The 25,462-nt window shown below is 67.7% G+C and carries 24 protein-coding genes; 5 read left to right on the top strand and 19 right to left on the bottom strand.

Annotated features, from left to right (window positions below):
* Positions 1-31: 31 nt before the first annotated feature.
* Positions 32-1,123, top strand: a complete 1,092-nt coding sequence (gene mltB, locus VPA02S_RS26360) for a lytic murein transglycosylase B (protein WP_062366573.1) — start codon at positions 32-34, stop codon at positions 1,121-1,123.
* Positions 1,124-1,127: 4 nt separating this feature from the next.
* Positions 1,128-1,754 (top strand): HD domain-containing protein, encoded by a 627-nt coding sequence (locus tag VPA02S_RS26355; protein WP_062366569.1) that lies wholly within the window; start codon positions 1,128-1,130, stop codon positions 1,752-1,754.
* A 31-nt stretch (positions 1,755-1,785) separates the two neighbouring features.
* Here VPA02S_RS26355 and VPA02S_RS26350 read toward each other — a convergent pair whose 3' ends face one another.
* The 16 genes from VPA02S_RS26350 to glpD form a co-directional block, all read right to left on the bottom strand.
* A complete protein-coding gene (locus VPA02S_RS26350; protein WP_062366567.1) occupies positions 1,786-2,289 on the bottom strand; it encodes a hypothetical protein in 504 nt (167 codons plus the stop codon).
* A complete protein-coding gene (locus VPA02S_RS26345) occupies positions 2,286-3,365 on the bottom strand; it encodes a beta-ketoacyl synthase N-terminal-like domain-containing protein (RefSeq protein WP_062366565.1) in 1,080 nt (359 codons plus the stop codon). The genes VPA02S_RS26350 and VPA02S_RS26345 overlap by 4 nt, the downstream gene beginning before the upstream one ends.
* Positions 3,362-3,640 carry an acyl carrier protein gene (locus tag VPA02S_RS26340; protein WP_012748481.1) on the bottom strand — a complete coding sequence of 93 codons (279 nt, stop codon included), beginning with the start codon at positions 3,638-3,640 and terminating at the stop codon, positions 3,362-3,364. Before VPA02S_RS26340 ends, VPA02S_RS26345 begins: the two co-directional genes overlap by 4 nt.
* Positions 3,637-4,794, bottom strand: a complete 1,158-nt coding sequence (locus VPA02S_RS26335; RefSeq protein WP_012748482.1) for an ABC transporter permease — start codon at positions 4,792-4,794, stop codon at positions 3,637-3,639. Before VPA02S_RS26335 ends, VPA02S_RS26340 begins: the two co-directional genes overlap by 4 nt.
* 9 nt (positions 4,795-4,803) lie before the next feature.
* Positions 4,804-5,712, bottom strand: a complete 909-nt coding sequence (locus VPA02S_RS26330) for an ABC transporter ATP-binding protein (protein WP_062366563.1) — start codon at positions 5,710-5,712, stop codon at positions 4,804-4,806.
* Positions 5,713-6,048: 336 nt separating this feature from the next.
* On the bottom strand, positions 6,049-7,029 hold the full coding sequence (gene darH / locus VPA02S_RS26325; protein ID WP_062366562.1) for a BtrH-related acyltransferase DarH: 981 nt from the start codon (positions 7,027-7,029) through the stop codon (positions 6,049-6,051).
* Positions 7,026-7,421, bottom strand: a complete 396-nt coding sequence (locus VPA02S_RS26320; protein WP_062366560.1) for a DarG family dialkylresorcinol biosynthesis protein — start codon at positions 7,419-7,421, stop codon at positions 7,026-7,028. The genes darH and VPA02S_RS26320 overlap by 4 nt, the downstream gene beginning before the upstream one ends.
* A 1-nt stretch (position 7,422) precedes the next feature.
* Entirely contained in the window at positions 7,423-8,556 is a 1,134-nt protein-coding gene (locus VPA02S_RS26315; RefSeq protein ID WP_062366558.1) for a beta-ketoacyl-ACP synthase III, read from the bottom strand.
* Positions 8,546-9,526 (bottom strand): hypothetical protein, encoded by a 981-nt coding sequence (locus VPA02S_RS26310; RefSeq protein WP_062366557.1) that lies wholly within the window; start codon positions 9,524-9,526, stop codon positions 8,546-8,548. Before VPA02S_RS26310 ends, VPA02S_RS26315 begins: the two co-directional genes overlap by 11 nt.
* 162 nt (positions 9,527-9,688) lie before the next feature.
* Positions 9,689-11,422 (bottom strand): ABC transporter substrate-binding protein, encoded by a 1,734-nt coding sequence (locus VPA02S_RS26305; protein ID WP_012748488.1) that lies wholly within the window; start codon positions 11,420-11,422, stop codon positions 9,689-9,691.
* Positions 11,423-11,536: 114 nt separating this feature from the next.
* Entirely contained in the window at positions 11,537-11,845 is a 309-nt protein-coding gene (locus VPA02S_RS26300; RefSeq protein ID WP_062366555.1) for a DUF2160 domain-containing protein, read from the bottom strand.
* A 15-nt stretch (positions 11,846-11,860) separates the two neighbouring features.
* Positions 11,861-12,673 carry a carbohydrate ABC transporter permease gene (locus VPA02S_RS26295; RefSeq protein ID WP_018907388.1) on the bottom strand — a complete coding sequence of 271 codons (813 nt, stop codon included), beginning with the start codon at positions 12,671-12,673 and terminating at the stop codon, positions 11,861-11,863.
* 328 nt (positions 12,674-13,001) lie between these two features.
* The gene (locus VPA02S_RS26290) at positions 13,002-13,892 is read right to left on the bottom strand and encodes a carbohydrate ABC transporter permease (protein ID WP_018907389.1); all 891 of its coding nucleotides are present in this window, start codon (positions 13,890-13,892) and stop codon (positions 13,002-13,004) included.
* Between the two features lie 145 nt (positions 13,893-14,037).
* Positions 14,038-15,108, bottom strand: a complete 1,071-nt coding sequence (locus tag VPA02S_RS26285; protein WP_062366553.1) for an ABC transporter ATP-binding protein — start codon at positions 15,106-15,108, stop codon at positions 14,038-14,040.
* 2 nt (positions 15,109-15,110) lie between these two features.
* Positions 15,111-16,184: an ABC transporter ATP-binding protein gene (locus VPA02S_RS26280; RefSeq protein WP_062366551.1), complete on the bottom strand. Its 1,074-nt coding sequence runs from the start codon at positions 16,182-16,184 to the stop codon at positions 15,111-15,113.
* Positions 16,184-17,857, bottom strand: a complete 1,674-nt coding sequence (gene glpD / locus VPA02S_RS26275) for a glycerol-3-phosphate dehydrogenase (protein WP_062366549.1) — start codon at positions 17,855-17,857, stop codon at positions 16,184-16,186. Before glpD ends, VPA02S_RS26280 begins: the two co-directional genes overlap by 1 nt.
* Positions 17,858-17,978: 121 nt before the next feature.
* Here glpD and VPA02S_RS26270 point away from each other — a divergent pair, with 121 nt between their 5' ends.
* The gene (locus VPA02S_RS26270) at positions 17,979-18,746 is read left to right on the top strand and encodes a DeoR/GlpR family DNA-binding transcription regulator (protein WP_012748495.1); all 768 of its coding nucleotides are present in this window, start codon (positions 17,979-17,981) and stop codon (positions 18,744-18,746) included.
* A 356-nt stretch (positions 18,747-19,102) separates the two neighbouring features.
* Positions 19,103-20,596 carry a glycerol kinase GlpK gene (glpK, locus tag VPA02S_RS26265; protein WP_062366547.1) on the top strand — a complete coding sequence of 498 codons (1,494 nt, stop codon included), beginning with the start codon at positions 19,103-19,105 and terminating at the stop codon, positions 20,594-20,596.
* A 3-nt stretch (positions 20,597-20,599) separates the two neighbouring features.
* On the opposite strand, the gene VPA02S_RS26260 is transcribed toward glpK, so the two are convergent.
* Complete coding sequence (locus tag VPA02S_RS26260) at positions 20,600-21,061, bottom strand: SH3 domain-containing protein (RefSeq protein ID WP_062366545.1); 462 nt, start codon at positions 21,059-21,061, stop codon at positions 20,600-20,602.
* A gap of 207 nt (positions 21,062-21,268) precedes the next feature.
* Between VPA02S_RS26260 and VPA02S_RS26255 the strand changes: the two genes are divergently transcribed.
* Positions 21,269-22,942 (top strand): phosphoethanolamine transferase, encoded by a 1,674-nt coding sequence (locus tag VPA02S_RS26255; RefSeq protein ID WP_062366543.1) that lies wholly within the window; start codon positions 21,269-21,271, stop codon positions 22,940-22,942.
* Between the two features lie 25 nt (positions 22,943-22,967).
* On the opposite strand, the gene VPA02S_RS26250 is transcribed toward VPA02S_RS26255, so the two are convergent.
* Positions 22,968-23,924 (bottom strand): alpha-E domain-containing protein, encoded by a 957-nt coding sequence (locus VPA02S_RS26250; protein ID WP_012748499.1) that lies wholly within the window; start codon positions 23,922-23,924, stop codon positions 22,968-22,970.
* Between the two features lie 11 nt (positions 23,925-23,935).
* Positions 23,936-25,429 carry a circularly permuted type 2 ATP-grasp protein gene (locus VPA02S_RS26245; RefSeq protein ID WP_012748500.1) on the bottom strand — a complete coding sequence of 498 codons (1,494 nt, stop codon included), beginning with the start codon at positions 25,427-25,429 and terminating at the stop codon, positions 23,936-23,938.
* Positions 25,430-25,462 lie beyond the last annotated feature (33 nt).

Genomic DNA, 25,462 nt, shown 5'->3' with positions numbered 1-25,462 from the left:
GCGGGTTCGCGCGGACGGCACAATCGGCGCCATGCGATTTTTTCTTCCCGCGCCGCGCCGCGCCGCCGCCGTCGCCCTCCTCGCCGCCTGCTGCGCAGCGTCCATGGCCGCACAGGCCCAGAAAGCCCCCAGTGCCCGCAGCGTGAAAACCGTGGCCGGCAGCACGCCCTACGCCACGCGCGACGACGCCATGCGCTTTGCCGACGAGGTGGCCGAGCGCCGCGGCCTCGACCGCGAATGGGTGCGCGCCACCATCGGCAGCGCGCGCTTTTTGCCGAACGTGCCGCGCCTGATGCTGCCGGGCCCGGCCGGCACGGTGAAGAACTGGCAGGCCTACCGCAGCCGCTTCATCGATGCGACGCGCATTGCCGCTGGCGTGCGCTTCTGGCGCAACAACGCCGGCACGCTCGCGCGCGCAGAGGCGATGTACGGCGTGCCGGCCGAGATCATCGTGGGCATCGTCGGCGTGGAGACCATCTACGGCCGCAACATGGGCAGCTTCCGCGTGATCGATGCACTGGCCACGCTGTCGTTCGACTTTCCGCAGGCCCATCCGCGCGCGGCCGAGCGCGAAGCCTTCTTCCGCGGCGAGCTCGAGAGCTTCCTGAGCACCGAAAGCCGCACTGCCGACAACCCCCTGCTGCCCGTGGGCAGCTATGCGGGCGCCATGGGCATGCCGCAGTTCATGCCCAGCAGCATCGCCAAGTACGCGGTCGACTTCGACGGCGACGGCCGCATCGACCTGGTCGACAACCCCGCCGACGTGATCGGCTCGGTGGCCAACTACTTCAAGGCCTTCGGCTGGACGCCCGGCATGCCCGCGACCTACCCGGTGCATTTCGAGGAGGCCCGCCTCAAGAAGGCGCTGCTGCTGGCGCCCGACATCCTGCCGAGCTTCAGCACCGACAGCTTCGTGGCGGCCGGTGCGGTGCCCGAAGGCGAGGGCCTGCGCCACAAGGGCCTGCTCGCACTGATCGAACTGCAGAACGGCGCCGACGCGCCGCCGACCTATGTGGCCGGCACGCGCAACTTCTACGTGATCACGCGCTACAACTGGAGCAGCTACTACGCGATGTCGGTGCTCGACCTCGGCCAGGAGGTCAAGGCCGCCATGGAGCCATAGCCCGATGGCGCCCGAGGCACTGCGGAACCACTGGAACGCTGCCTGGCGCGCGCTGGGCGTGGCCGCTGCCGACGAGGCGCTCGGCATCGAGCTGCAGCGCCGCTACGGAGAGCCGCAGCGCCACTACCACACGCTGCAGCACCTCGGCGAATGCCTGGCCTGGTTCGAGCGCGAGAAGGAAGCGGCCGAGCACCCCGGTGAAGTGGCGCTCGCGCTGTGGTTCCACGACGCGGTCTACGACGTGCATGCGCACGACAACGAGGCACGCAGCGCCGATTGGGCGCGCAGCGCCATCGTCTCGGCCGGTGCTCCGTCCGACGCCGCCGAACGCGTGCATGCCCTCGTGATGGCCACGCGCCACGATGCCGTGCCCGAAGGCCGCGACGCCGAACTGCTGGTCGACATCGACCTGTCGATCCTTGGCGCGGATCCTGCGCGCTTCGACGAATACGAACGGCAGGTGCATGCCGAATATGCCTTCGTGCCCGACGAGGTACGCCGGCCGCGCCGCCGCGCGATCCTGCAGCGCTTTCTTGCGCGCGAGGCGATCTACGCCACGCCGCGAATGCACGCGCTGCTGGAGGCAAGGGCCCGCGCCAACCTGGCACGGTCGATCGCGGCGCTGGCCTGATCGCCCGGTTCCGGAGCGGCTTTGCGGTGCTTCAGGCCGGCACCAGCCGCCACCATTCGGAGCGCGGCTTCTCGCCGTTGCGCTCCTCTTCCACCACGCCGACCAGCAAGCCGGCGCGTCCGGCACCCAGCTTCGAGAGCTGCAGCAGCTGCTGCGGATCGCGGCACAGCGCAAAGCTCGCGTCGCCCTGCCATTCGAGGCAGCGGCCGACCTCTGCCAGCATCAGCGCGGGCTGGCCCTGCATGAAGGTGAACGGCATCAGCATGCCGGCGTCGAGCTGCGCCAGGCCTGCATGCGTCGCGCCCCAGGCGCCGCGCAGGCTCGATACACGCAGGCGGGCCCCCGCGGGCAAGGCCGCCTCGCCCGCGGCATCGAGGCACTGCCGGGCCCCGAACATCGCGAGCTCGGTCCAGAGGCCGACGCGCCGCGGCCGCCGGCCGAGCCGGTGCGCGAGCTGGTCGCGCCAGTCCGCAGGCAGCGGATCGGCCGAGAAGTGCGCCACGGTGCGCCATGCGGGGGCAGAACCGGCGTTCATCGGCCATCCTCCAGCACCAGCGAGGCATGCCCGCCGCCGAACCCAACCACGTTGAAGAGGATGTTGCGCAGCCCGGCCGGCGCCTGCGTGCTCAGGGCGATGCCGAGTTCATCGTCGATGGCATAGCCAGCGGACGGCCACACGCCACTCTCGATGCAGGCAACGAGCAAGGCCAGCTCGGCGGCACCCGAGGCGCCCAGCGTGTGGCCGATCGCCGACTTGAACGACACCAGCGGCGGCAGCGGATCGAAGACCTCTTTCAAGGCCAGCGCCTCGATCGCATCGTTGACCGGGCTGCCCGCGGCCTGCACCTTGACCAGGCCGATGTCCTGCGGCCGCAGCCCGCTCTGCGCCAGCGCCTGATGGCACATCGCAAGCACCGCGCTGGCCTCGGTGCCCGACGGGTTGCGCCCCTCGACCACGTTGGCCCCGCCCGCAATGCGCCAGCGCGCCGCGCGCGAACCGAGCCGCAATGCGGCCACCGCCTCGCCGAGCACCAGCCCGTTGCGCCCGGCGCCGAAGGGCCGCGCGCCATCGGGCGAGAGCAGCTGCATCGCGCCGAAGCCGGCCACCGTGAAGCGGTTGCCGAGCTCCGCGCCGATCACCAGCGCCTCGTCGGCCTGCCCGCCCCGGATCAGGTCGCAGGCCGCAAGCACCGCATTGAGCGCCGACGTGCAGGCCGTGGAAATGGTGAAGACCGGCCCCTGCCAGTCGAGCGCAGCGGCCACGAGGCCCGCAAAGTCCTGCAGGTCGCCGCCGAGGCGCAGGTCCTGCACCGTGTGCTCCATGCCACCGATGTCCAGCGAGGACGATGCGACGAAGAGCGGCCCGGACCGCGCTGCCTCTGTTCCTTCGTACGCCTGTGCGGCCACGCCGCGCACGACGCGCGCGAGCCGCTGCCGCCAGTCGCCTTCCTGCGGCGGCAGCATGTGGACCGGCCACTGTACGCCTTCCGAAACCGCGACCGGTACAGGCCGAACGCCGCCGCGCGCCAGGGCGGCCACGGCGGTCGGAAGATCATTGCCCAGCGTGCAGGCCAGGCCCATGCCGGCAAGGTACACGCTCTTACCGCTCATGCCTTGCCTGCTTGCACCAGGTGGTCGGCCAGGTGGACGACGGACGTGAGCGCGCGGCGCGTTTCCTTGCTGTCGGGCATGCGCACGCCGAAGCGCTGCTGGATCGTCATGGACACCTGCAGCGCGTCGAGCGAATCGAGGTCGAGCCGGGCCTCGGGCCCGAACAGCGGCTCGTCGTCGCCTAGGCCGCCCGGCGGCGCGTCCTTTTCGACGGCCTCGAGCACCATGGCCTTCAGGCTGGCGATGAATTCGGCGGAATGGAAATGGGTGGTCACGATGCGCGCCTGCGAAACAGAAAGACGGCGAGAAGGAACATGGCCGCCGCAAACACCACGAGCCGGCCGACCTGCGGCAGCGTCTCGGCCACGCCGCCGCCGCGCAGCAGCACGGTGAGCAGCGCCTCCAGCCCCCAGTTCATCGGCGAGATCTCGACCAGCCGCTGCATGAAGCCCGGCATCACGAACTTGGGCACCATGATGCCGCCCGCCGCCGCCATCAGCACGTTGACCATCGGCCCGATGGTGGCGGCCTGCGCATGGCTGCGCACCGCGCAGGCCAGTGCCAGCGAGAGGCTCACCGCGGCCAGGCTCACGGCCGCCAGCGCCAGCACCAGCGCGCCCCAATGGATGCCCGCGAGCGAAAGCGCGTCGCCGCCGATCAGCGGCATCAGCCAGATGCCGGCGGCCAGCATCAGCACGGCCTGCAGCGCGTTGACGCCCAGGTACGGCAGCGCCTTCGACATCAGCAGCATGACGCGCGACACGCCCAGGCTGCGCAGCCGGCCCAGCGCACCCGAGCTGCGTTCCTGCACGAACAGGCTGGAGAGCGAAGCGACCACGAAGAACATGCCGAACACCAGCCACGCGGGCACGTTCTGCTGCACCGAAGTGGGCCGCGGGCCGGCGGTGGCAAAGCGCTCGGCGTTCACCAGCGCCTGGATCGAGGCACCCGGCGGCGGGCCCGAGGTGCCGGGCACCGCGAGCGCCAGGCGCGCCTTCAGTTCGCCGGACGCGCCGACGAGCTCGGCCCGCAGTGCGTTGAACAGGTTGGCGTCGATGCCCGGCTCCGTCAGAAGCCGGATGTGGGCCTGGGTCGACAGCGCGGCCGATTCGAGTTCCGCCGACAGGCCGGGCTCCAGCACGATCACGTACTTGAGCGCGCCGCTTCGCAGCTGCGCCTGCCAGTCGGCATCGAGCGCCCTGGGCGCGCCGTGGCTGCGCTGCCAGATCTGCTGCAGCCATTGCGCGGGCGTCTCGGTATCGCGCCGGTCGACCGCATAGCTCAGTTCCGCCAGAGGCGGCCGGTAGATGTCCTTCAGCGTGAGCGACATCAGCACGATGAAGACCATCGGCATCAGGAACAGCGCCGCCAGCCCGTGCATGTCGCGCACGAGTGCGAGCAGTTCCTTCTTGATGAGCGCGAGGAGCATGGTGCTTCTTCAGTCGCGCAGCGAGCGATGGGTGAGCGCCATGAAGAGCTGTTCGAGATCGTGGCGGCCGAACTCGGCGTGGCGCACTTCGATGCCTTCGGCCTCCAGCGCCTGCAGCACGGGGCCGGGCCCGGTGCCCTCGCGCAGGTGAATGCGCCAGTGCACGCCGCCCTGCTCCACCGTGCCGAAGCGCGAGAGCTTCTGCGCGTCGAGCCCGTCGGCGGCCAGCGTGAGCAGCATGGCGCTCTTGGACAGCAGTTGCTCGAGCGAGCCTTCGCGCAGCACGCGGCCATGGTCGAGGATGGCCACGCGATCGGCAATGGCCTCGATCTCTTCCATGTAGTGCGAGGCATAGATCACCGCCGCGCCCTGCTGCGCCAGGCTCTTGATGGCATCGAGAATGAAGGCGCGCGACTGTGGATCGACGCCCACCGTGGGCTCGTCGAACAGCATCAGCTCGGGCTCGGGCAGCAGCGCGATGGCCAGGTTGAGGCGGCGCTTGAGGCCGCCCGAGAGCCGCTCGGCGCGCACGCCGGCAAACTGTTCGAGCTGCGCAAAGTGCGTGCAGGCCTCGATGCGTGCCTTCTTGCGCGCGCCGGCCAGGCCGCCCGCCGCGGCAAAGCATGCGAGGTTCTCGGCCACGGTGAGCATCGGATAGAAGGCCTGGTCCTGCGGCGCCACCGCAACGCGCGTGGGTGCCTTGGCACGCACCTGCTGCAGCGGCTGGCCGTCGATGAGGATCTCGCCCGACTGCACGGCGAGCGCGCCCGACAGATGCGAAATCAACGTGGTCTTGCCCGCGCCGTTGGGGCCGAGCAGGCCCATGACACAGCCCCGGGGCACCGCAAGCGAGACGTCGGTCAGCGCGGCCGCGTCGGCGTGCGGATAGCGGTGGCCGAGGTTCTTCAGTTCCAGCATTGGGCTGCTTGCCGCTCTTGTTCGGGGCGCTGCTGTTCCTGTTCGGGGCGCGTGCACAGGCCACCGGGTACTCCCCTCCGCGAATGTCCCCCGGCCTGCGGCCTCCTCCTTGATTTCGCTGCGGGGAGCACCCGATGCCCTGTGCACCAGGACACGCTGCTGGTGCATCGCTGATCAGCGACTGCTCTGTCCAACGCTCCCGTCGATGGGGTGCCTTGCGCAGCGAAATCAAGGAGGAGCCGAAGGCGGGGGACATTCGCGGAGCAAGGTACCCCGTCGGCGGGAGCGCGCCCCGAATGCCCCACAGCGCGGCAAGCAGAAAGGCAATGCTTCATCTCAAGCAACAACAGCCCTGAGGTCGCGAAAGAAGGTTTCTTCCTGCTGCGCTTGCTCGCGCAGCTTGCCGGCCAGCGCCGCGGGATCGACCGGCTCGCGGCCCTTCACCATGCGCGCGGCCTTGAGTGCGAACGCACGCCAATCGTCGCCGATGGCGATCAGCCGCTCGGACATCTGCTGCAGCTGCGGCTTGTCGAGCAGCTGCGCCGCCTCCTGCAGGAAGCCCGCGTAGATGAAGCGGAAGCCCGCCCCGCCCGTGCCGATTTCTTCCTGCATGCGCACCACGTGGCCGATGAAGTCGACGCTGCGCGGATCGCCCGGCGACAGCTTCTGCATGCGCCTGGCCAGCGTGCGCATGCCGCGCACGCCGACGATCGGAACCGGCGCGAGCATGGTGCGCACCGTCTTGCGGATCGCCTTGGTCACCGACGCCGCATCGACCGTCTTGCGCTCGATCGCCTGCGGGTAGTACATGAGGCCCTTGGGCGCGAGCACGCCCTTGGCGAAGCGCGCTCGCGAAAGATCGGCGCTGGCGCAGCGCACCGGCTCCTCGAACACCGGGTCGCTGATCAGGTAGTCGTCGCCCTCCTTGCCGTACACCAGCAGGTTGTGCGCGTTGAAGTGGAAGCGCATGTTGGGCGGAAAGTACGGCAGCCAGTAGACCGAGGTCTGCAGCCCCACGATCTGCCCGCCCGCGAGCAGCGCATCGAGGCGCTGCTCGCCGGCCTCGGCGCTGCGGAAGGTCTCGAAGCGAAAGCGCGCGGCCATCGGCGCCAGCAGGCCCTTGATGATGGCCTTGGGCGGCATGCGGTACGAGATGAGCGGCAGGCCCGAGAGCTTGATGAACGGCAGGTAGGCGAAGGACAGCGCCGACGACAGGCCGAGTGCCATGCTCTCCGTCATGGGCACGCCGTGGTGGCGCATGAGGTTCGAGATGACGCCGCTTTCGCAATGCGCCGCTTGCTGGTGTTCGAATTTCACGGCAGGCCCTGCAAGGTGGAAACGGGAAGCCCCAGCGCCTCCGAATAGCGCGCCAGGTGTTTCTGGGGCAGCGCCGCGAAGTGCTTTGGCTTCAGGTGGCGCCGCACGCGCCATTGCCAGAAGCCGCTGGTCTGCGAGAGCAGCGCCACGTCCATGCGGCGCTCGTACATCCAGTATTCGAGCGGCGACGCAAGCCCGCGGGCCACGCGCTCCTTCGCTTCGCGGGCCTGCTCGACCAGCACGTCGACCGCATGGCTGGTGACGATTTCCTCCGCCTCCCAGCCGCGCGAGCGGGTGGTGACCACGCGGCCCTGCGCGTCGCGCGCGTACATGAGCTTGGCGTGGCCGTCGAGGGTGGCGTTTCCTTCTTGCGGAACAGCGTCGATATCCATGTCACACCGCTTCCATGTAGATGAAGCCGCTCGAGAAGCGGCCGCTTTCGGGCACGAACATCAGCAGCTTGTGGCCGGGCTTGATGCGGCCCGAGCGGAACAGCTCGTCGAGCATGATGTAGGGCGAAGCCGATCCGGTGTTGCCCTTGGTCGCAAGATTGCTGAACCAACGCTCGCGCGGAATGGCAAAGCCCATCGCCTCAAGGCAGCGGCTCACGGGTTCGACGAAATAGCCGGACGACAGGTGCGGCAGGAACCAGTCGACATCCGCCGCCTTCAGGCCGCGCTTCTCGACGATGGCCGCCAGCGGCTCGCCCAGCGTGGCGCGCACGATGTTCTCGTTGAGCAGGCGCACGTCCTGCTTGACGGCAAAGGTCGACTCGCGCCGCCAGTCTTCGGGATCGGTGCGGGCCCAGCCGTCGAGCCCGCCTTCGGCGTTCTTGTCGGCGCCTGCGTACATGCACACCGGCAGCTCGTGCGCGGCGGAAGACAGGTCGATCCATTCCACGCGCAGCGACAGCGGGCCGCGCGGCTCGCGCTCGAGCAGCACCGCGCCGGCGCCGTCGGAAAGCATCCAGCGCAGGAAGTCCTTTTCGAAGGCGAGTTCGGGCCGCTCCTCGAGCGCCTGGAGCTTGTGTTCGAGTTCGGCTTCGAACCTGGAGCCGCGCATCACGGCCGAGGCCAGTTCCGAGCCGGTGGCCACCGCGCGCCGCGCATCGCCCGAGCGCACCGAGAGCCAGGCGTGCTTGAGCGCCGTGGTGCCCGCCAGGCAGATGCCCGCGCAAGCCACCACTTCGAGCCGCGGCCAGCCGAGCTCGCCGTGCACCATCACCGCGTGGTTGGGCATGAGCTGGTCGGGCAGCGAGGTGCCGGTGGCGAGGCAATCCACCGGGCCGATGTCGCCGAGCGCCCGGATGGCCTCGGCCGTGAGCTGCGCATTGCTCATGGCGAGCCGGCCGGTGGCCCGGTCGATCGCGTAGTGGCGCGACTGGATGCCGTTGCTGCGAAGGATCAGCCGCCGCGCGCGCGAGGCCTTGCCGCCGATCCGGCCGAGCACGTCTTCGATGTCTTCGTTGCTGACCGGGGAAAAGGGCAGGAAGGCGGCGGTGCGGGTCAGGAAGACTTCAGTCGTCATAAAGGGGAGAACGGTCCGTGGCCGAGCCCGAAGGGCGTTCGAAGCGCGCCGTCATTTTAGTCAGCCACCCCTTGAACAACGGCCGCAGCAGCGCCTGCAGGCTCAAGCTCACCGGCACGACCGTGACAATGAGCACGAGCAGGAACACCACGTAGAGCAGCAGCAGCGGCTTGCGCTGCCAGGCGCCGGGCCGGCCCGCCGCCATGATCAGCTTGCCCCAGAGGAAAAAGCTGCGCGTGCCGGCCTTTTCGCTCACGAGAAGCCGCGCATCGGCCTGCACCGCACCCAGGCCCGCGAGCAGCGGCTGCGATCCGCGCTCCCGGTCGCCGTGCAGCGCCTCGCGCAGCGCCCGGCCGAAACGGCCCGCGCCCCGGATCTGCGCATCGCTCAGGCCCGCGTCGGGCATGCCCCAGAAACCGCGCTTGCGTCCCCAGATCAGCCAGGCCGGCGTGGTGAAGAAGGTAGCGAGCGTCGGGCCGGGATCGGTGAGCACCACGTTGTCGATCAGGCGCGCGCCCACCGCGTCGAGCAGGCCCTTGAGCTTCTCGTGGGCCAGCAGCCACATGTTGCGGCAGGCGATGACCGTGACCACCGGCTTGCCCGCGAGCAGGCGCCGGGCCAGCGGATGCTTGAGAAAGGCGACGACCGGCTGCGACGGCGCCAGGAACCACACCTGGTAGGGCAGGATGACCAGGTCGAACTGCTCGTCACCCGTGAGCGAGAGCGGCGCCAGCGGCGGCGGCTTCATGTGGGCCGACTCCGGGAACGCGTCGAAGAAGGCCAGGAAGGGCCAGGGGAACGGGAAATCCGCCAGCGGACGCAGGGTTTCGACATGCACCGAAATCCCCGGATCGGCCCTGAGCGGCGCGACGATCTGCTCGGCGACGCTGCCGAGCTGGCCGGTCTGCGAATAGTGGATCACCAGGACACGCTTGATGCGCGCGGCGGGGCTGGAAATGCTTGAGTTCACGTGCTGGGGCAAGGCGGGGGCCGTCGAATGTAAGCCAACCGTAGCACTGGCGCATCTGCCATTGGTCATGCCGTCGCGTCGGCCCCACGAATGAGCAAAAAAAGGCCGCGCCCTTCGGCGCGGCCCTTCGTGGAACGCTGTTGTCTCCGGGAAAGCAGCCGCTCAGCGCACCTTGCCTTCCTTCCAGGCCGTCAGCAGCTTGTTGTAGTCGATGGTCTCGCCCTTGGGCTTCTCGTTGGCCAGCTTCTTCCAGGGCGCATGGTCGTCGCTCAGGTACTTGGCCGGATCGCCCTTGGGGTTGAGCTTGGGCGCGCACTTGGCCATGCCGGCGCGCTCGAGGCGGGCCATCACGTTGTCCATCTCGTCGGCCAGGTTGTCCATGGCCTTCTGCGGGGTCTTCTCGCCCGTGACGGCCTCGGCCACGTTCTTCCACCAGAGCTGCGCGAGCTTCGGGTAGTCGGGCACGTTGGTGCCGGTGGGCGTCCAGGCCACGCGCGCCGGGCTGCGGTAGAACTCGATCAGGCCGCCGTACTTGTTGGCGTTCTGGGTGAAGAAGTCCGAACGGATGTCGCTGTCGCGGATGAAGGTCAGGCCGGTGATCGACTTCTTCAGCGACGTGGTCTTGGCGGTGATGAACTGCGCGTAGAGCCAGGCCGCCGCCGTCTTGTTGGCGTCATGGCCCTTGAAGAAGGTCCACGAGCCCACGTCCTGGTAGCCGTTCTGCATGCCCTGCTTCCAGTACGGGCCGTTCGGGCCGGGGGCCATGCGCCACTTGGGCGAGCCGTCTTCGTTCACGACCGGCAGGCCCTTCTTGGTCATGTCGGCCGTGAAGGCCGTGTACCAGAAGATCTGCTGGGCGATCTGGCCCTGCGCCGGCACCGGGCCCGATTCGCCGAAGGTCATGCCCATGGCTTCCTTGGGCGCGTACTTCTTCATCCAGTCGATGTACTTGGTAAGCGCGTACACGGCGGCCGGCGAGTTGGTGGCGCCGCCGCGCGAGACGGCCGCGCCCGTGGGCGTGCACTTGTCCGCGGCCACGCGGATGCCCCATTCGTCGATCGGCATGCCGTTGGGAATGCCCTTGTCGGCGGCGCCCGCCATCGAGAGCCACGCATCGGTGAAGCGCCAGCCGAGCGACGGGTCCTTCTTGCCGTAGTCCATGTGGCCGTAGATCGGCTTGCCGTCGATGTTCTTCACGTCGACGCTGAAGAACTCGGCGATGTCCTCGTAGGCGCTCCAGTTGAGCGGCACGCCCAGGTCGTAGCCGTACTTGGCCTTGAACTTGTCCTGCAGGTCCTTGCGCGCGAACAGGTCGGCGCGGAACCAGTAGAGGTTGGCAAACTGCTGGTCGGGCAGCTGGTAGAGCTGGCCGTCGGGCGCGGTGGTGAAGCTGGTGCCGATGAAGTCCTTCAGGTCGAGGCCGGGGTTGGTGTACTCCTTGCCCGCACCGCCCATGTACTCGGTCAGCGACATGATCTTGCCGTAGCGGTAGTGCGTGCCGATCAGGTCGGAGTCGGACACCCAGCCGTCGTAGATCGACTTGCCCGACTGCATGGAGGTCTGCAGCTTCTCGACCACGTCGCCTTCCTGGATCAGGTCGTGCTTGACCTTGATGCCGGTAATTTCCTCGAAGGCCTTGGCCAGCGTCTTCGATTCGTACTCGTGGGTGGTCAGCGTTTCGGAGACGACGGACACCTCTTTCACGCCCTTGGCCTGAAGCTTCTTGGCGGCTTCGATGAACCATTTCATTTCTTCCATCTGCTTGTCCTTGGACAAGGTCGATGGCTGGAATTCGCTGTCGATCCATTTCTTGGCTTCGGCCTCGCCCGCCGATGCCGCACCGTGCGCGGCGAACATCGCCGCTGCCAGTGCCAATGCCGTGTAGCGCATCTTCATGAAAATTGTCTCCTCGGTTGGTGCTTCCCCGGTGTTGTGTCCGATCACGGCTCCGGGGAGGCGGAGAGCCGGAACGCTGTGTGGAAAAAAACGAAGCAGGCTATCTTCGGCCGCTCAGCCTTTGCGCATCACCAGCGCGAGCAGCCCCATCGACAGCACGAAGCTGATCCAGATCGAGGGCTCGGCTTCCAGGCTCATCCATTCCTGGAACTTGCCGGCCAGGCCGATGAAGATCAGGTTCACATAGGCCGCGGCCAGCAGCCCGATGAAGAGCCGGTCGCCGCGCGTGGTGGCAATCGGCAGCCAGCCGCGCCGCATGGTGGTGGGCGACTTGAACTCCCACACCGTCATGCCGACCAGCATGAGCGCGATGCAGATGAAGAAAACGGCCACCGGGGTGGTCCAGACCATCCAATCGAACATGTTTCCGCCCTCCTCCTAGACCCGACCCATCGCAAAGCCTTTTGCGATGTAGTGGCGCACGAACCAGATCACGATCGCACCCGGCACGATGGTGAGCACGCCCGCGGCGGCCAGCGTGGCCCAGTCCATGCCGGAGGCGCTCACGGTGCGGGTCATGGTCGCGACGATGGGCTTGGCGTTCACGCTGGTGAGCGTGCGCGCGAGCAGCAGCTCGACCCAGCTGAACATGAAGCAGAAGAACGCCGCCACGCCCACGCCGGCCTTGATGAGCGGCAGGAAAATCTTCACGAAGAAGCGCGGGAACGAGTAGCCGTCGATGTAGGCCGTCTCGTCGATCTCGCGCGGAATGCCGCTCATGAAGCCTTCGAGAATCCACACCGCCAGCGGCACGTTGAACAGCAGGTGCGCGAGCGCCACGCCCAGGTGGGTGTCCATCAGGCCGACGGTGCTGTAGAGCTGGAAGAACGGCAGCAGGAACACCGCGGGCGGGGTCATGCGGTTGGTCAGCAGCCAGAAGAAGACGTGCTTGTCGCCCAGGAACGAATAGCGCGAAAACGCATACGCCGCCGGCAGCGCCACGGTGAGCGAGATCACGGTGTTGATGGCCACGTAGATCAGGCTGTTGATGTAGCCCGAGTACCACGACTCGTCGGTGAAGATGCGCGCGTAGTTGGCCCAGGTGAGCTCGTGCGGAAAGAACGAGAAGCTCGAGACGATTTCCTCGTTCGTCTTGAAGCTCATGTTGACCATCCAGTAGATGGGCAGCAGCGCGAATAGGATGTACAGCACCAGGAAGATGCTGCGTTTGCGGAATCTCTTATCGTTCATGTCGGTTGCTCCATTTGTTTTTGTTCTTGTTGCTGTTGTTCTTGGCGCTGCCGTTCGGGGCGCGTGCACAGGCCACCGGGTACTCCCCTCCGCGAATGTCCCCCGGCCTGCGGCCTCCTCCTTGATTTCGCTGCGGGGAGCACCCGATGTCCTGTGCACCAGGGCACGCCGCTGATGTATCGCTGATCAACGACTGCTCTGTCCAACGCTCCCGTCGATGGGGTGCCTTGCGCAGCGAAATAAAGGAGGAGCCGAAGGCGGGGGACATTCGCGGAGCAAGGTACCCCGTCGGCGGGAGCGCGCCCTGAATAGGAAGACCAGCAACAAGTCATTTCTCGACCTCCACTTCCTGCGTCCCGACCCGCTGCATCCAGTTGTAGAGCACGAAGCAGAACAACAGGATGATCAGGAAATAGATCAGCGAGAAAGCAGCCGCCGGCCCCAGGTCGAACTGCCCCACGGCTTTCTGCGTGAGGTACTGGCTCAGGAAGGTGGTGGCATTGCCCGGCCCGCCGCCCGTCAGGACGAAGGGCTCGGTGTAGATCATGAAACTGTCCATGAAGCGCAGCAGCACCGCGATCATCAGCACGCCGCGCATCTTCGGCAGCTGGATGTAGCGGAACACCGCGAACTTGCTTGCGCCGTCGATGCGCGCGGCCTGGTAGTAGGCGTCGGGAATCGAGCGCAGGCCCGCAAAGCACAGCAGCGCCACCAGCGGCGTCCAGTGCCACACGTCCATCACCAGCACCGTGAGCCACGCGTCCGCCGCGCTGCCCGTGTAGTTGTAGTCGATGCCCAGCTTCTGCAGCGCATGGCCCAGCAGGCCGATGTCGGCGCGGCCGTAGATCTGCCAAATGGTGCCGACCACGTTCCAGGGGATCAGCAACGACAGCGCCACCACCACCAGCACTGCCGAAGACTTCCAGCCCTTGGCCGGCATCGACAGCGCCAGGCAGATACCCAGCGGAATCTCCACCAGCAGCACCGACAGCGAAAAGCCCAGCTGGCGCCACAGCGCCTGGTGCAGCTCGTCGTCGCGCATCACCGAGGCGAACCACTCGGTGCCGACGAACACGCGCCGGTCGGGCGAGATGATGTCCTGCACCGAATAGTTGACCACCGTCATCAGCGGCACGATGGCCGAGAAGGCCACGCAGATCAGCACCGGCAGCACGAGCCACCAGGCCTTTTGGTTGATGGGCTTGTTGGTAGCGTTCATGGCTTGGCTCCTTCCCCTTGCGGGGGAAGGTTGGGATGGGGGCAGACGGAGCGCCCGATGGAGGCGCCGCTTGCCCCCACCCCGGCCCTCCCCCGGGAGGGGAGGGAGAAAGACAAAGGCACCAGGCTGTTTGTGATCGGGGTGTTCATGCCACCAGCTCCTCGTCCTTGTAGTAGCAGGTGTGGGTGTCGAGCACCCGCAGCCACACGGTGTCGCCCACTGCGGGCGGCTGGTCGTCCGAGTGCAGGCGCACCTTGACCACGCCGCCGTCGACCTCGGCGCTCAGCATGGCGTGCGTGCCGACGTCCTGCACCTGCTTCACCACGGCCGGCACGGCGCCGGCGGCGCCCGCGTTCGACAGGCGCAGGTACTCGGGCCGGATGCCGATCTTGAGCGCGCCCTGCGGCAGTTCGCGCGTCGGCACGAGCGGCGTGCCCGCCACCTCGAGCGCGCCGTTCGCGCTCTTCGCCGAAAGAAAGTTCATGCCCGGCGAGCCGATGAAGTGGCCCACGAAGGTATGCGCGGGCCGCTCGAACAGCGCCTCGGCGCTGCCCACCTGCACGGCCTTGCCGCGCGTCATCACCACCACCTCTTCGGCGAAGGTGAGCGCCTCGACCTGGTCGTGCGTGACGTAGATCAGCGTGAGCTTGAGCTCGCGGTGGATCTGCTTGAGCTTGCGGCGCAGCTGCCACTTGAGGTGCGGATCGATCACCGTCAGCGGCTCGTCGAACAGCACGGCCGAGACGTCGCTGCGCACCAGGCCGCGGCCGAGCGAGATCTTCTGCTTGGCATCGGCCGCGAGGCCCGAGGCACGCTGGTTCAGCTGCCCGCTCATGTCGAGCATTTCGGCAATCTCGCCCACGCGCTTCCTGATCTGGTCTTCGGGCACCTTGCGGTTGCGCAGCGGAAACGCAAGGTTCTCGGCCACGGTCATGGTGTCGTAGATCACCGGAAACTGGAACACCTGCGCGATGTTGCGTTCCTGCGGCGTGGCGCGCGTCATGTCGCGGCCATCGAAGGTCACCGTGCCCTGAGACGGCACCAGCAGGCCCGAGATGATGTTGAGCATGGTCGTCTTGCCGCAGCCCGAGGGGCCGAGCAAGGCGTACGCGCCGCCATCGCGGAAGCTCATCTTGAGCGGCAGCAGCGCATAGTCGCTGTCCTGCTTCGGGTTGGGACGGTAGGCGTGGGCCAGGTCGAGATCGATGCGTGCCATAGCTAGTTTCCTTTGCGCCAGGCTGGCGCGAGCGCCAGCTTTTCGCCGGCATCGAACACATAGGCTTGCGAAGCGCTGAAGTACAGCGTGATCGGTGTGCCCAGCTCGAAGCGGTGCACGCCGGTGAGCTGCGCCACCAGTTCGCCAACCGCCGTCTCCACGTGCACGAAGGTGTCGGAGCCCGAGATTTCGGCCAGCTCCACCTTGCCGGGCAAGGCGATGTCGCCCTCCCCCGCGCCCACGTTCAATGCACTCGCGCGCAGGCCGACCGTGACCGCGCCCGAAACGCTTTCAGGCACCGCCAGCGCCAGCGCCGGTCCGCCTGCGAGCTGCACGCGGCCGGCCGTTGCGGTGCCGGCCAGCAGGTTCATTGGCGGATCGCTGAAGGCGCGCGCCACGCGCAGCGATTGCGGCGCATGGAACACCTCGGCGGTCGGGCCGTATTGCAGCAGCTCGCCCTCGTCCATCACGGCCGTGTAGCCGCCCAGCAGCAGCGCCTCGCCGGGTTCGGTGGTGGCGTAGATCACCGTCGAATCGCCGGTGGCGAAGAGTTGCGTGAGCTCTTCGCGCAGGCCTTCGCGCAGCTTGTAGTCGAGGTTCACCAGCGGTTCGTCGAGCAGCATCAGCGGCGCGTTCTTGGCCAGCGCGCGCGCCAGCGCCACGCGCTGCTGCTGCCCGCCCGACAGCTCGGCCGGCAGGCGGTCGAGGAACATGCCGATGTGCAGCTTGTCGGCCAGCGCCTTCACGCGCGCATCGATGTTCTTCTCGCCGCGCAGCCTGAGCGGCGAGGCGATGTTGTCGGCCACCGTGAGCGACGGATAGTTGATGAACTGCTGGTACACCATGGCCACGTTGCGCTCGCGCACCGGCATGCCGGTCACGTCCTTGCCGTCGACCAGCACGCGGCCGGTGCTGGGCGTGTCGAGCCCCGCCATCAGGCGCATCAGGCTGGTCTTGCCGGCCTGCGTGGCGCCCAGCAGCACGGTGACCGCGCCGCTTTGGGGCGCAATGCTCTGTTCGTAGAGCCAGGTCTGCGCGCCGACCTTCTTGGTGACGCGCTCCAGAGTCAATTGCATCAGCGCTCCCCGTTGATCATGTAGCTGTTGTTGGTGGTGCGCGCCTGCAGCCAGGCGGCCACCTGACGGCGCTCCTCGGCCGTGTAGCGCAGGCCGAGCTTCGAGCGGCGCCAGAGCACGTCGTCGGCGCTCACGGCCCACTCGTTCTCTTGCAGGAAGCGCAGCTCGCGCTCGTGGAGGCCGGGTGCCACGGCTTCGCCCATGTCTTCCATGGACTTGGCGTCGCCGAGCAGCTCGGCCACGCGCGTGCCGTAGGCACGTGCCAGCCTCCGCGCGAGCTTGGCGTCCAGCCATGCATGGCGCGCCTGCACCGCGGCCACGAAGCGTTCGAAATCGTCGTCGGGCCGAGTGGCGGCGCCGATCCATGCGGAAAGATCGCCGCCGGCCAGGAAGGCGCCATCGGTCCAGGGCGGACGCTGCGCGCTCGACTGGCCGAGCATCTTGCCGACCTCGTCGGCCGCGTCCTCGGCCAGCTTGCGGAAGGTGGTGATCTTGCCGCCCCAGACCGACAGCAGCGGTGCCGCGGTGGTGTTCGACTCGAGCATGTAGTCGCGCGTGACGGCCGAGGGGTCGCCCGACGCATCGTCGAGCAGCGGGCGCACGCCCGAATAGGTCCAGACCACGTCGGCCGGCTTCACGGGCTTGTCGAAATAGCGGCTCGCCTGCATGCAGAGGTAGGCGATCTCTTCCTCGGCGATGCGCGCGGCGCCGGGATCGTCGCCGTTCAGCTCGATGTCGGTGGTGCCGATCAGCGTGAACTCGTCCTGGTAGGGAATCGCGAAGATGATCCGCTTGTCAGGGTTCTGGAAGATGTAGGCGTGGTCGTGTTCGAACAGGCGCGGCACCACGATGTGGCTGCCCTTGACCAGCCGCAGGTGGCGCGTGGCCAGCGGCTCGCCCTTGGCCGACTGCGCCACGCCGCGCAGGAACGATTCCGCCCACGGTCCCGCGGCATTGACCACGGCGCGTGCGCGCACCGCGCGGATGCCGCCGTCCGCGGCCTCGAGCGTGGCGGTCCAGCCGTCGGCGTCGCGCTGCGCATGCACGCAGCGGGTGCGCGTGAGCACCTCGGCGCCGCGCGCCCTGGCATCGACGGCGTTGAGCACCACGAGCCGCGCATCGTCGACCCAGCCGTCGGAATAGACGAAGCCGCGCTTGAACTGCGGCTTGAGCGGCGCGCCGGCCGCATGGCTGCGCAGGTCGATGCTGCGCGAGCCCGGCAGCACTTCGCGTTTGGCGAGATGGTCATACAGGAAGAGGCCGATGCGGATCATCCAGGCCGGCCGCATCGACGGGTCGTGCGGCATCACGAAGCGCAGCGGCCACATGATGTGCGGCGCGCTCTTGAGCAGCACTTCGCGCTCCTGCAGCGCCTTGCGCACGAGCGAGAACTCGTAGTACTCGAGGTAGCGCAGGCCGCCGTGGATCAGCTTGGTGGAGGACGACGAGGTGTGTGAGGCGAGATCGTCCTTCTCGCACAGCACCACGCGCCAGCCCCGGCCGGCCAAGTCGCGCGCAATGCCGCAGCCGTTGATGCCGCCGCCGACGATCAGCACGTCGCAATCGGTTGCCGGCGAAGGCGGATTGGAGGAGAAATCGCTCACAGAAGATGGGCCCGTTGGTTCATGACTTTGGTCACGGAAGGGCGCCATTGTATTTTCGCGTCTTTTCATTTGGATTCCTTTTGGCGCGATTTTCCTCCGAGTTTTCCCTTAGTTGGATTCGTTTTCTTTCGTTTTAAAGTGGCGCGGCCTGTACTCTCTGGAGAGTCTTCACGCTTTCCACGACGTCTCTGTGAACTCCAATCCGCGCCAGATCAATCTTCTCGATACCGTGCGCACGCGCGGCTCGGTCACCGTCGAACAGCTGGCCGACATGCTGGGCGTCACGCTGCAGACGGTGCGGCGCGACGTGCAGCGGCTGGCCGACCAGGGGTTGCTCACGCGCTTTCACGGCGGCGTGCGCGTGCCGAGCTCCACCACCGAGAACATCGGCTACCAGCAGCGCGAAACGCTGCATGCAGAAGGCAAGGCGCGCATTGCGCGGCGCGTGGCCGAGCTGGTGCCCAACGACTGTTCGCTGATCCTCAACATCGGCACCACAACCGAGGCCATCGCCAAGGCGCTGCTGCGCCACACGGGCTTGCGCGTGATCACCAACAACCTGAACGTGGCGACGATCCTGAGCGGCAACACCTCGTGCGAGGTGATCGTGGCGGGCGGTTCGGTGCGCCCGCGCGACCGCGCGATCGTGGGCGAGGCGACGATCGATTTCATCCGCCAGTTCAAGGTGGACATCGCGCTGATCGGCGTGTCGAGCATCGAGCCCGATGGATCATTGCGCGACTTCGACCTGCGCGAGGTGAAGGTGGCGCAGACCATCATCGCGCAGGCACGCGAGGTGTGGCTGGCCGCGGATGCGAGCAAGTTCAACCGGCCCGCGATGATCCAGCTGGGCACGCTGTCGCAGATCGACCGCCTCTTCACCGACGCGGAGCCGCCGGCGCCTTTTGCCGATCTGCTGCATGCGGCGCAGGTTCGGCTCGAGATTGCACGCGATTGAAAATGCAAGCGTGCTTTTCTGTCCTTCCCTTTGGGCGTTGGGTGCTGTCTTCAGGGCGTGCTCCCGCCGACGGGGTACCTTGCTCCGCGAATGTCCTCCGGCCTTCGGCCTCCCCCTTGATTTCGCTGCGCAAGGCACCCCATCGACGGGATCGTTATGCGGAGCGGTCGTTGATCAGCGATACACCAGCAGCGCGCCCATGTGCACAGAGCATCGGGTGCTCCCCGCAGCGAAATCAAGGAGGAGGCCGCAGGCCGGGGGACATTCGCGGAGGGGAGTACCCGGTGATCTGTGCACACGCCCTGAACAACAGCGACAAGAACAAATGACATGACCCGACGAGGACCATTCAAGCCATGACCTACCTGCTCGCCCTCGACCAAGGCACCTCCAGCTCCCGCAGCATCGTGTTCGACCGCGAAGGCCGCATCGTCGCCATCGCGCAGAAGGAGCTCACGCAAATCTATCCGCGGCCCGGCTGGGTCGAACACGACCCGATGGAGATCTGGCACAGCCAGCTTGCCACCGCGCGCGACGTGCTCGCCAAGGCCAAGCTCCAGCCCGCGGACATCCACGCCATCGGCATCACCAACCAGCGCGAGACCACCCTGCTGTGGAACCGCAAGACCGGCCAGCCCGTGCACCACGCCATCGTCTGGCAGGACCGGCGCGCCGAGCCGATGTGCGCGCAGCTGCGCGACCAGGGCATGGCCGCCACCATCCAGGAGAAGACCGGGCTCGTCATCGACGCCTATTTTTCCGGCACCAAGCTGCGCTGGCTGCTCGACAACGTGCCCGGCGCGCGCGCGCAGGCCGAGCGCGGCGAACTCGCCTTCGGCACCGTCGACAGCTGGCTCATGTGGCAGCTCACCGGCGGCAAGGTGCACGTGACCGACGTGAGCAACGCCTCGCGCACCATGCTCTTCAACGTGCACCGCAATGAATGGGATGCCGACCTGCTCAAGGCGCTCGACATTCCCGCCGCGCTCATGCCCAGCGTGCAGCCGTCGAGCTCGCACTTTGCCGACACCGACGCCGCCCTGCTCGGCCGCGCGCTGCCCATCGGCGGCGTGGCCGGCGACCAGCAGAGCGCCCTCTTCGGCCAGGCCTGCTTTGCGGCCGGCATGGCCAAGAACACCTACGGCACCGGCTGCTTCCTCCTGATGCACACGGGCGGCGAATTCCAGCCTTCGCACAACGGCCTGCTCGTGACCAGCGCCGCACAGACCAGCGCCACGCCGCAGTACGCGATGGAAGGCAGCGTGTTCGTCGGCGGTGCCGTGGTGCAGTGGCTGCGCGACGGCCTGAAGGCCATCAAGGGCAGCGCGGAAGTGCAGTCGCTCGCCGAAAGCGTGCCCGATGCGGGCGGCGTGATGATGGTGCCGGCCTTCACCGGTCTGGGCGCGCCCTACTGGGATGCCGACGCGCGCGGCACCATCACCGGCCTCACGCGCGGGACCACGGTGGCGCACATCGCGCGCGCCGCGCTCGAGAGCATCGCCTACCAGAGCGCCGCGCTGCTGCAGGCCATGAGCCGCGATGCGGTGGCGGCCGGCGGCACGCCCGTCGCTGAACTGCGCGTGGACGGCGGCGCGAGCGTGAACGACCTGCTGATGCAGTTCCAGGCCGACCTGCTGGGCATTCCCGTGGTGCGGCCCGAAGTGATCGAGACCACCGCGCTCGGCGCGGCGTACCTGGCGGGCCTGTCGACCGGCGTCTACAGCGACGCGCGGCAGCTCTCGAAGCTGTGGAAGGTGGAGCGGCGCTTCATGCCGACCATGGGCCGCGCGCAGGCCGAGGAATCGATGGCGCGCTGGGAGCGCGCGGTGCGGCAGGCCACGGCGACCTGAGGCCTACCAGCCCCACACCAGGCGCCGCGCCACCCAGCCGGTGCCGCCGCCTTCGTGGCGGACCTTGACCCAGTCGCCCCGGCGCTCGAGCGTGCGCAGCACGTCCCCATAGGCTGCCCGCTTCACCACCGGGCTGCGCGTGCTCGGCGACCTGCGCAGCACGGCCACCTTGGCCTTCACCACGTGGTGCGGCGTCTGGCTGGTCATCGGGCGGTAGACCCATGCCTTGTCGTTCTCGAAGTCGCTGACCCGCAGCCAATCGCCCTTGCGGCCGATGACGCGGAATGGGTAGCCCTTGCCCACGGTCCAGTGCGCTTCGTAGTGCTGGCCGGGACCGGTGCGCATGTTCAGGGTGTTGGCCGCGGAACTGACCATCTGCCGCTCGGCGGCGGATGCAGACGGCAGTGCCACCCACGAGAGAACGAATGCGAGGAGCAGCGCGGGCAGTCGGCTGGATCTGAACATGGAGGGAGGGTTCCTTTCTATCGGGCTTCACGAAGATCTCCGGCGATGCCGGGCGAGCCCGTCTGGGCCTGCGAGGCGCAATAAGTTCCGTGGGGGATATCCCGCGGTGCCGCAGCAAAGACCCCGTTGCAGCCCGGACACTGGCAGGCAGCGCACACGCCGCGGGGGCAAAATGCGCCCGCCCTCTCGTCCTCCCGCTTTGCACGATTGACCACCCTCCACTCCGAAGCGTCCGCTGTCCGGAACGCCTCGCACCCCCTGCTCGCCTGCGGCGCGGTCGGTGCCACGCTGCTGGCATTCATCGTGCTGGGCCATGACGGCCGGCGGATCGCGCAGCTCGCGCTGCTCGCCGCGCCGATGGTGCTGTGGCTCGCGTGGCCGCTGCGCGGCGCACGGCTGCGGCGCCTGCGCGCGGCGCTCGTCTGGCTCTGGGTGATGGGCTTCGCGCTCGACGGCGTGGCGCGCGCCTACCTGCTCGACACCTACCAGGCCGCGCCCGACGGCGCGATGGTGCTGGGCGCCGCGGCCAACACCAGCGTGCGCGAAAGCACCGAATACCTGAGGATGCACTGGCGGTCCGCCGTCGTCTGGTCGGCGGCGCTGGCGGGGGCCGCGGTGCTCGCGGGCATGTTCGTTCGGCGCGGTGCGGCGGCGGTTTCAGCTTCGTTGGCGCCGGGCATGCGCCCGCGCCTTCCGTTCTGGCTGAGATCGCTGGTGCTCGCGCTGCTGCTGCTCGCCTGCCTGGCCTATGCGAGCAAGCCGTGGCGCCGGCTGCATCCCGCGCTGTTCTGGTCCCAGTGGTCGCATTCGGTCCACGCGCTGCGCGCCGCATGGGCCGACCAGCAGCAGGTGCGCGACCGCATGATGGCGCAGGCCAAGGCGATCGCGCCCGTGCCGCTGGAAGCCGGCCCGTCGACGGTGGTGCTGGTCATCACCGACAGCATCAACCGCGACAACATGGCGCTCTACGGCTACGGACGCCCCACCACGCCGCGCCTGCTGGCGCACAAGGCGCAGGCCGGCGACCAGATGGCCGTGCTGCGCAACGCGTGGTCGGCGGACGCGAGCACCCTGCCCGCGCTGCGCAACCTGTTCCACTTCGGCTTGCCCCACACGGAGAACGGCGAGAACCCGCCGCACCTGCTGGCGCTGGCACGCGCCGCGGGCTACAAGGTCTGGTGGATCAGCAACCATGACGACCTGGCCATCGAGCAGCAGCATGCGCGCTTCGCCGATGTGGTGGACATGGTGAACCGCACGCCCGGCCGCGCCAGCGCCTCGCTGGACGGCGAGATCCTCGACTGCGTGCAGGAGGCGCTGCAGGATGCGGGCACCGACCGCAAGCTCATCGTGGTGCACCTGATGGGCGCGCACCCGCACTACAGCCTGCGCTTTCCCGAGAACGCCAATCCCTTCGACGACGACGTGGATGCGGTCGAGACCGGCCTGGTGAAGAACGGCCGGTCGGCCTGGGTGCGCCGCTTCCGCCAGGAGTACGACGCCGCGCTGCTGTACCACGACTTCGTGGTGTCCGAGCTTTTGCAGCAGACGCGCAGCGCGGGCAAGCCGCATGACTACCGCGCCTGGATCTACCTGTCGGACCACGGCCAGGAAGTGGGGCATGGCAGCGACCGTGCGGGCCACAGCCCTTCGACCGCTTCGGGCTACCGCATTCCGGCGGTGATCTGGCGCAACCGGCAGCCGCTGCCGGACGGCGCCGCGCAGCAGCAGCCCTTTCGCGCCGACTGGGCGGCCTGGACGCTGATGGACCTGCTCAAGATCCAGTGGCGCGGCCAAGTGCCCGAGCGCAACGTGCTGGACCCGGCCTACCGCTGGCAGGCCCCGAAGATCCCGGTGGCCGTCGAGTCGTTCTCGCGCTGACGAAAAGGCCGCCGGGGCTGCCCGCTCAGTGCGCTGGAACCAGGAAGTCCTGGCTGATGCGCCCGCCGAGCTCGTTCACCCGGTCGAGGAACTGCGTGAGGTAGGCATGCAGGCCGGTCGCAAGGATTTCATCGACGCGCGCGTACTGCAGGTCGGCCAGCAGCTTGCCGGCGCGGCGCTGGGTTTCGGCGCTCTGCTCGTTCTGCACCTTGGCGAGGTTGTTCACCACTTCGACCAGGCTCGCATGCAGCGAGCGCGGCATGTCGGCGCGAAGAATGAGCAGCTCGGCCACGCGCTCGGGCTTGATCACGTCGCGGTACACCTTGCGGTACACCTCGAAGGCCGAGACGCTGCGCAGGATCGCGCTCCAGTGATAGAAGTCGTACTCCTGGTCTTCTTCCGTGGCGGTGCCGAAGAACTCGCTGTTGAGTGCGTGGAACTTCACGTCCACCAGCCGCGCGGTGTTGTCGGCGCGCTCCAGAAAGGTGCCAAGGCGCGAGAAGTAGAACGCCTCGTCCTGCAGCATGGTGCCGAGCGTGACGCCACGCGACAGGTGCGAGCGGAACTTGACCCATTCGAAGAACTGGGCCGGGTCGCGCTCGAAATCGCCGGCGCGCAGCATGCGGTTGACCTCGAGCCAGGTGGTGTTCTGGGTTTCCCAGGCTTCGGTGGTGAGTGCGCCGCGGACCGCCCGCGCGTTCTCGCGCGCGGCCTTGAGGCACGAAAGGATGGAAGACGGATTGCTCTCGTCCTTGACCATGAACTCCATCACGTCGTGCGGCGTGATCTGCTCGTACTTCTTGTTGTACGAGGGCAGCAGCTCGCTGATGGACAGCACGCCCTGCCAGCCGTACTTGGCCACTTCGGCCGACTGGGGCAGCAGCGAGGTCTGGTAGTTGACGTCGAGCATGCGGGCGGTGTTTTCCGCGCGCTCGGTGTAGCGGGACATCCAGTAGAGGTGATCGGCGGTGCGTGACAGCATCTTTTGTGCTCCTACGATTGGCTTTGCGACTGTGCCGCCTTGTTGGGCCTGGGCGCGCGGTCGGCTTCCAGGATCCAGGTGTCCTTGGTGCCGCCGCCCTGCGATGAATTGACCACCAGCGAGCCCTCCTTGAGCGCCACGCGCGTGAGGCCGCCGGGCACCATCTGCACCTCGCTGCCCGAAAGCACGAAGGGGCGCAGGTCGATGTGGCGCGGCGCAATGCCGGCATCGACGAAGGTCGGCGATGTCGACAGGCTCAGCGTGGGCTGCGCGATGTAGCCGTCGGGCTTGGCGATCACGGCCTTCTTGAAGTCCTCGATCTCGGCCTGCGTGGCGGCCGGGCCGATCAGCATGCCGTAGCCGCCGGCGCCGTGCACCTCCTTCACGACGAGGTCCTTCATGTTGTCGAGCGTGTACTGCAGCTCGTCCTTGTTGCGGCACATGTAGGTGGGCACGTTCTTCAGGATCGGCTTTTCGCCGAGGTAGAACTCGACCATCTTGGGCACGTAGGGGTAGATCGACTTGTCGTCGGCCACGCCGGTGCCCACGGCATTGCAGATGACGACGTTGCCTTCGCGGTAGGCGCGCATCAGGCCCGCGCAGCCGAGCGTGGAGGTGGGGCGGAAGACCTCCGGGTCGAGGAAGTCGTCGTCGACGCGGCGGTAGATCACGTCCACGCGCCGCGGCCCGCGCGTGGTGCGCATGTAGACGAAGTTGTCCTTCACGAACAGGTCCTGCCCCTCGACCAGTTCCACGCCCATCTGCTGGGCGAGGAAGGCGTGCTCGAAGTAGGCGCTGTTGTACATGCCGGGCGTGAGCACCACCACCGTGGGCTCGGCCGTGGCGGGCGGCGCGCTGGCGCGCAGCGTTTCGAGCAGCAGGTCGGGGTAGTGCGCCACGGGCGCGATGCGGTTCTGGTTGAACAGCTCGGGGAAGAGCCGCATCATCATCTTGCGGTTCTCCAGCATGTAGCTCACGCCGCTGGGCACGCGCAGGTTGTCCTCGAGCACGTAGTACTCGCCGTTGCCCTGGGCATCGGGGGCGCGCACGATGTCGATGCCCGAGATGTTGGAGTACACGTTGTGCGGCACGTTGACGCCCATCATCTCGGGGCGGAACTGCGCGTTGTTCAGGATCTGCTCGGCCGGAATGATGCCGGCCTTGATGATTTCCTGGTCGTGGTAGACGTCATGCAGGAAGCGGTTGAGCGCCGTCACGCGCTGCACCAGCCCCTTTTCCATGCTCTCCCACTCGTGGGCCGGAATGATGCGCGGCAGCAGGTCGAACGGTATGAGCCGCTCGGTGCCGGAACCGTCCTCGTCCTTGGCGCCGTACACCGCAAAGGTGATGCCGACCCGGCGGAAGATCATTTCCGCCTCTTCGCGCCGCGATCGCATCACCTCGCCGGGTTGCTTCGCAAGCCATTGGTCGTAGCGCTTGTAGTGCTGTCGGATTGCAGCCCCCGCATAGGGCAACTGCTCATACATCTCGTCGAATTTGTGCATGGAACGACCAATCTCCTTGAGCCATAGCTTAGC

It is taken from the genome of Variovorax paradoxus NBRC 15149 (assembly GCF_001591365.1).
Taxonomy (GTDB): domain Bacteria; phylum Pseudomonadota; class Gammaproteobacteria; order Burkholderiales; family Burkholderiaceae_C; genus Variovorax; species Variovorax paradoxus.
This window is presented reverse-complemented; position numbering and strand designations above follow the sequence as displayed.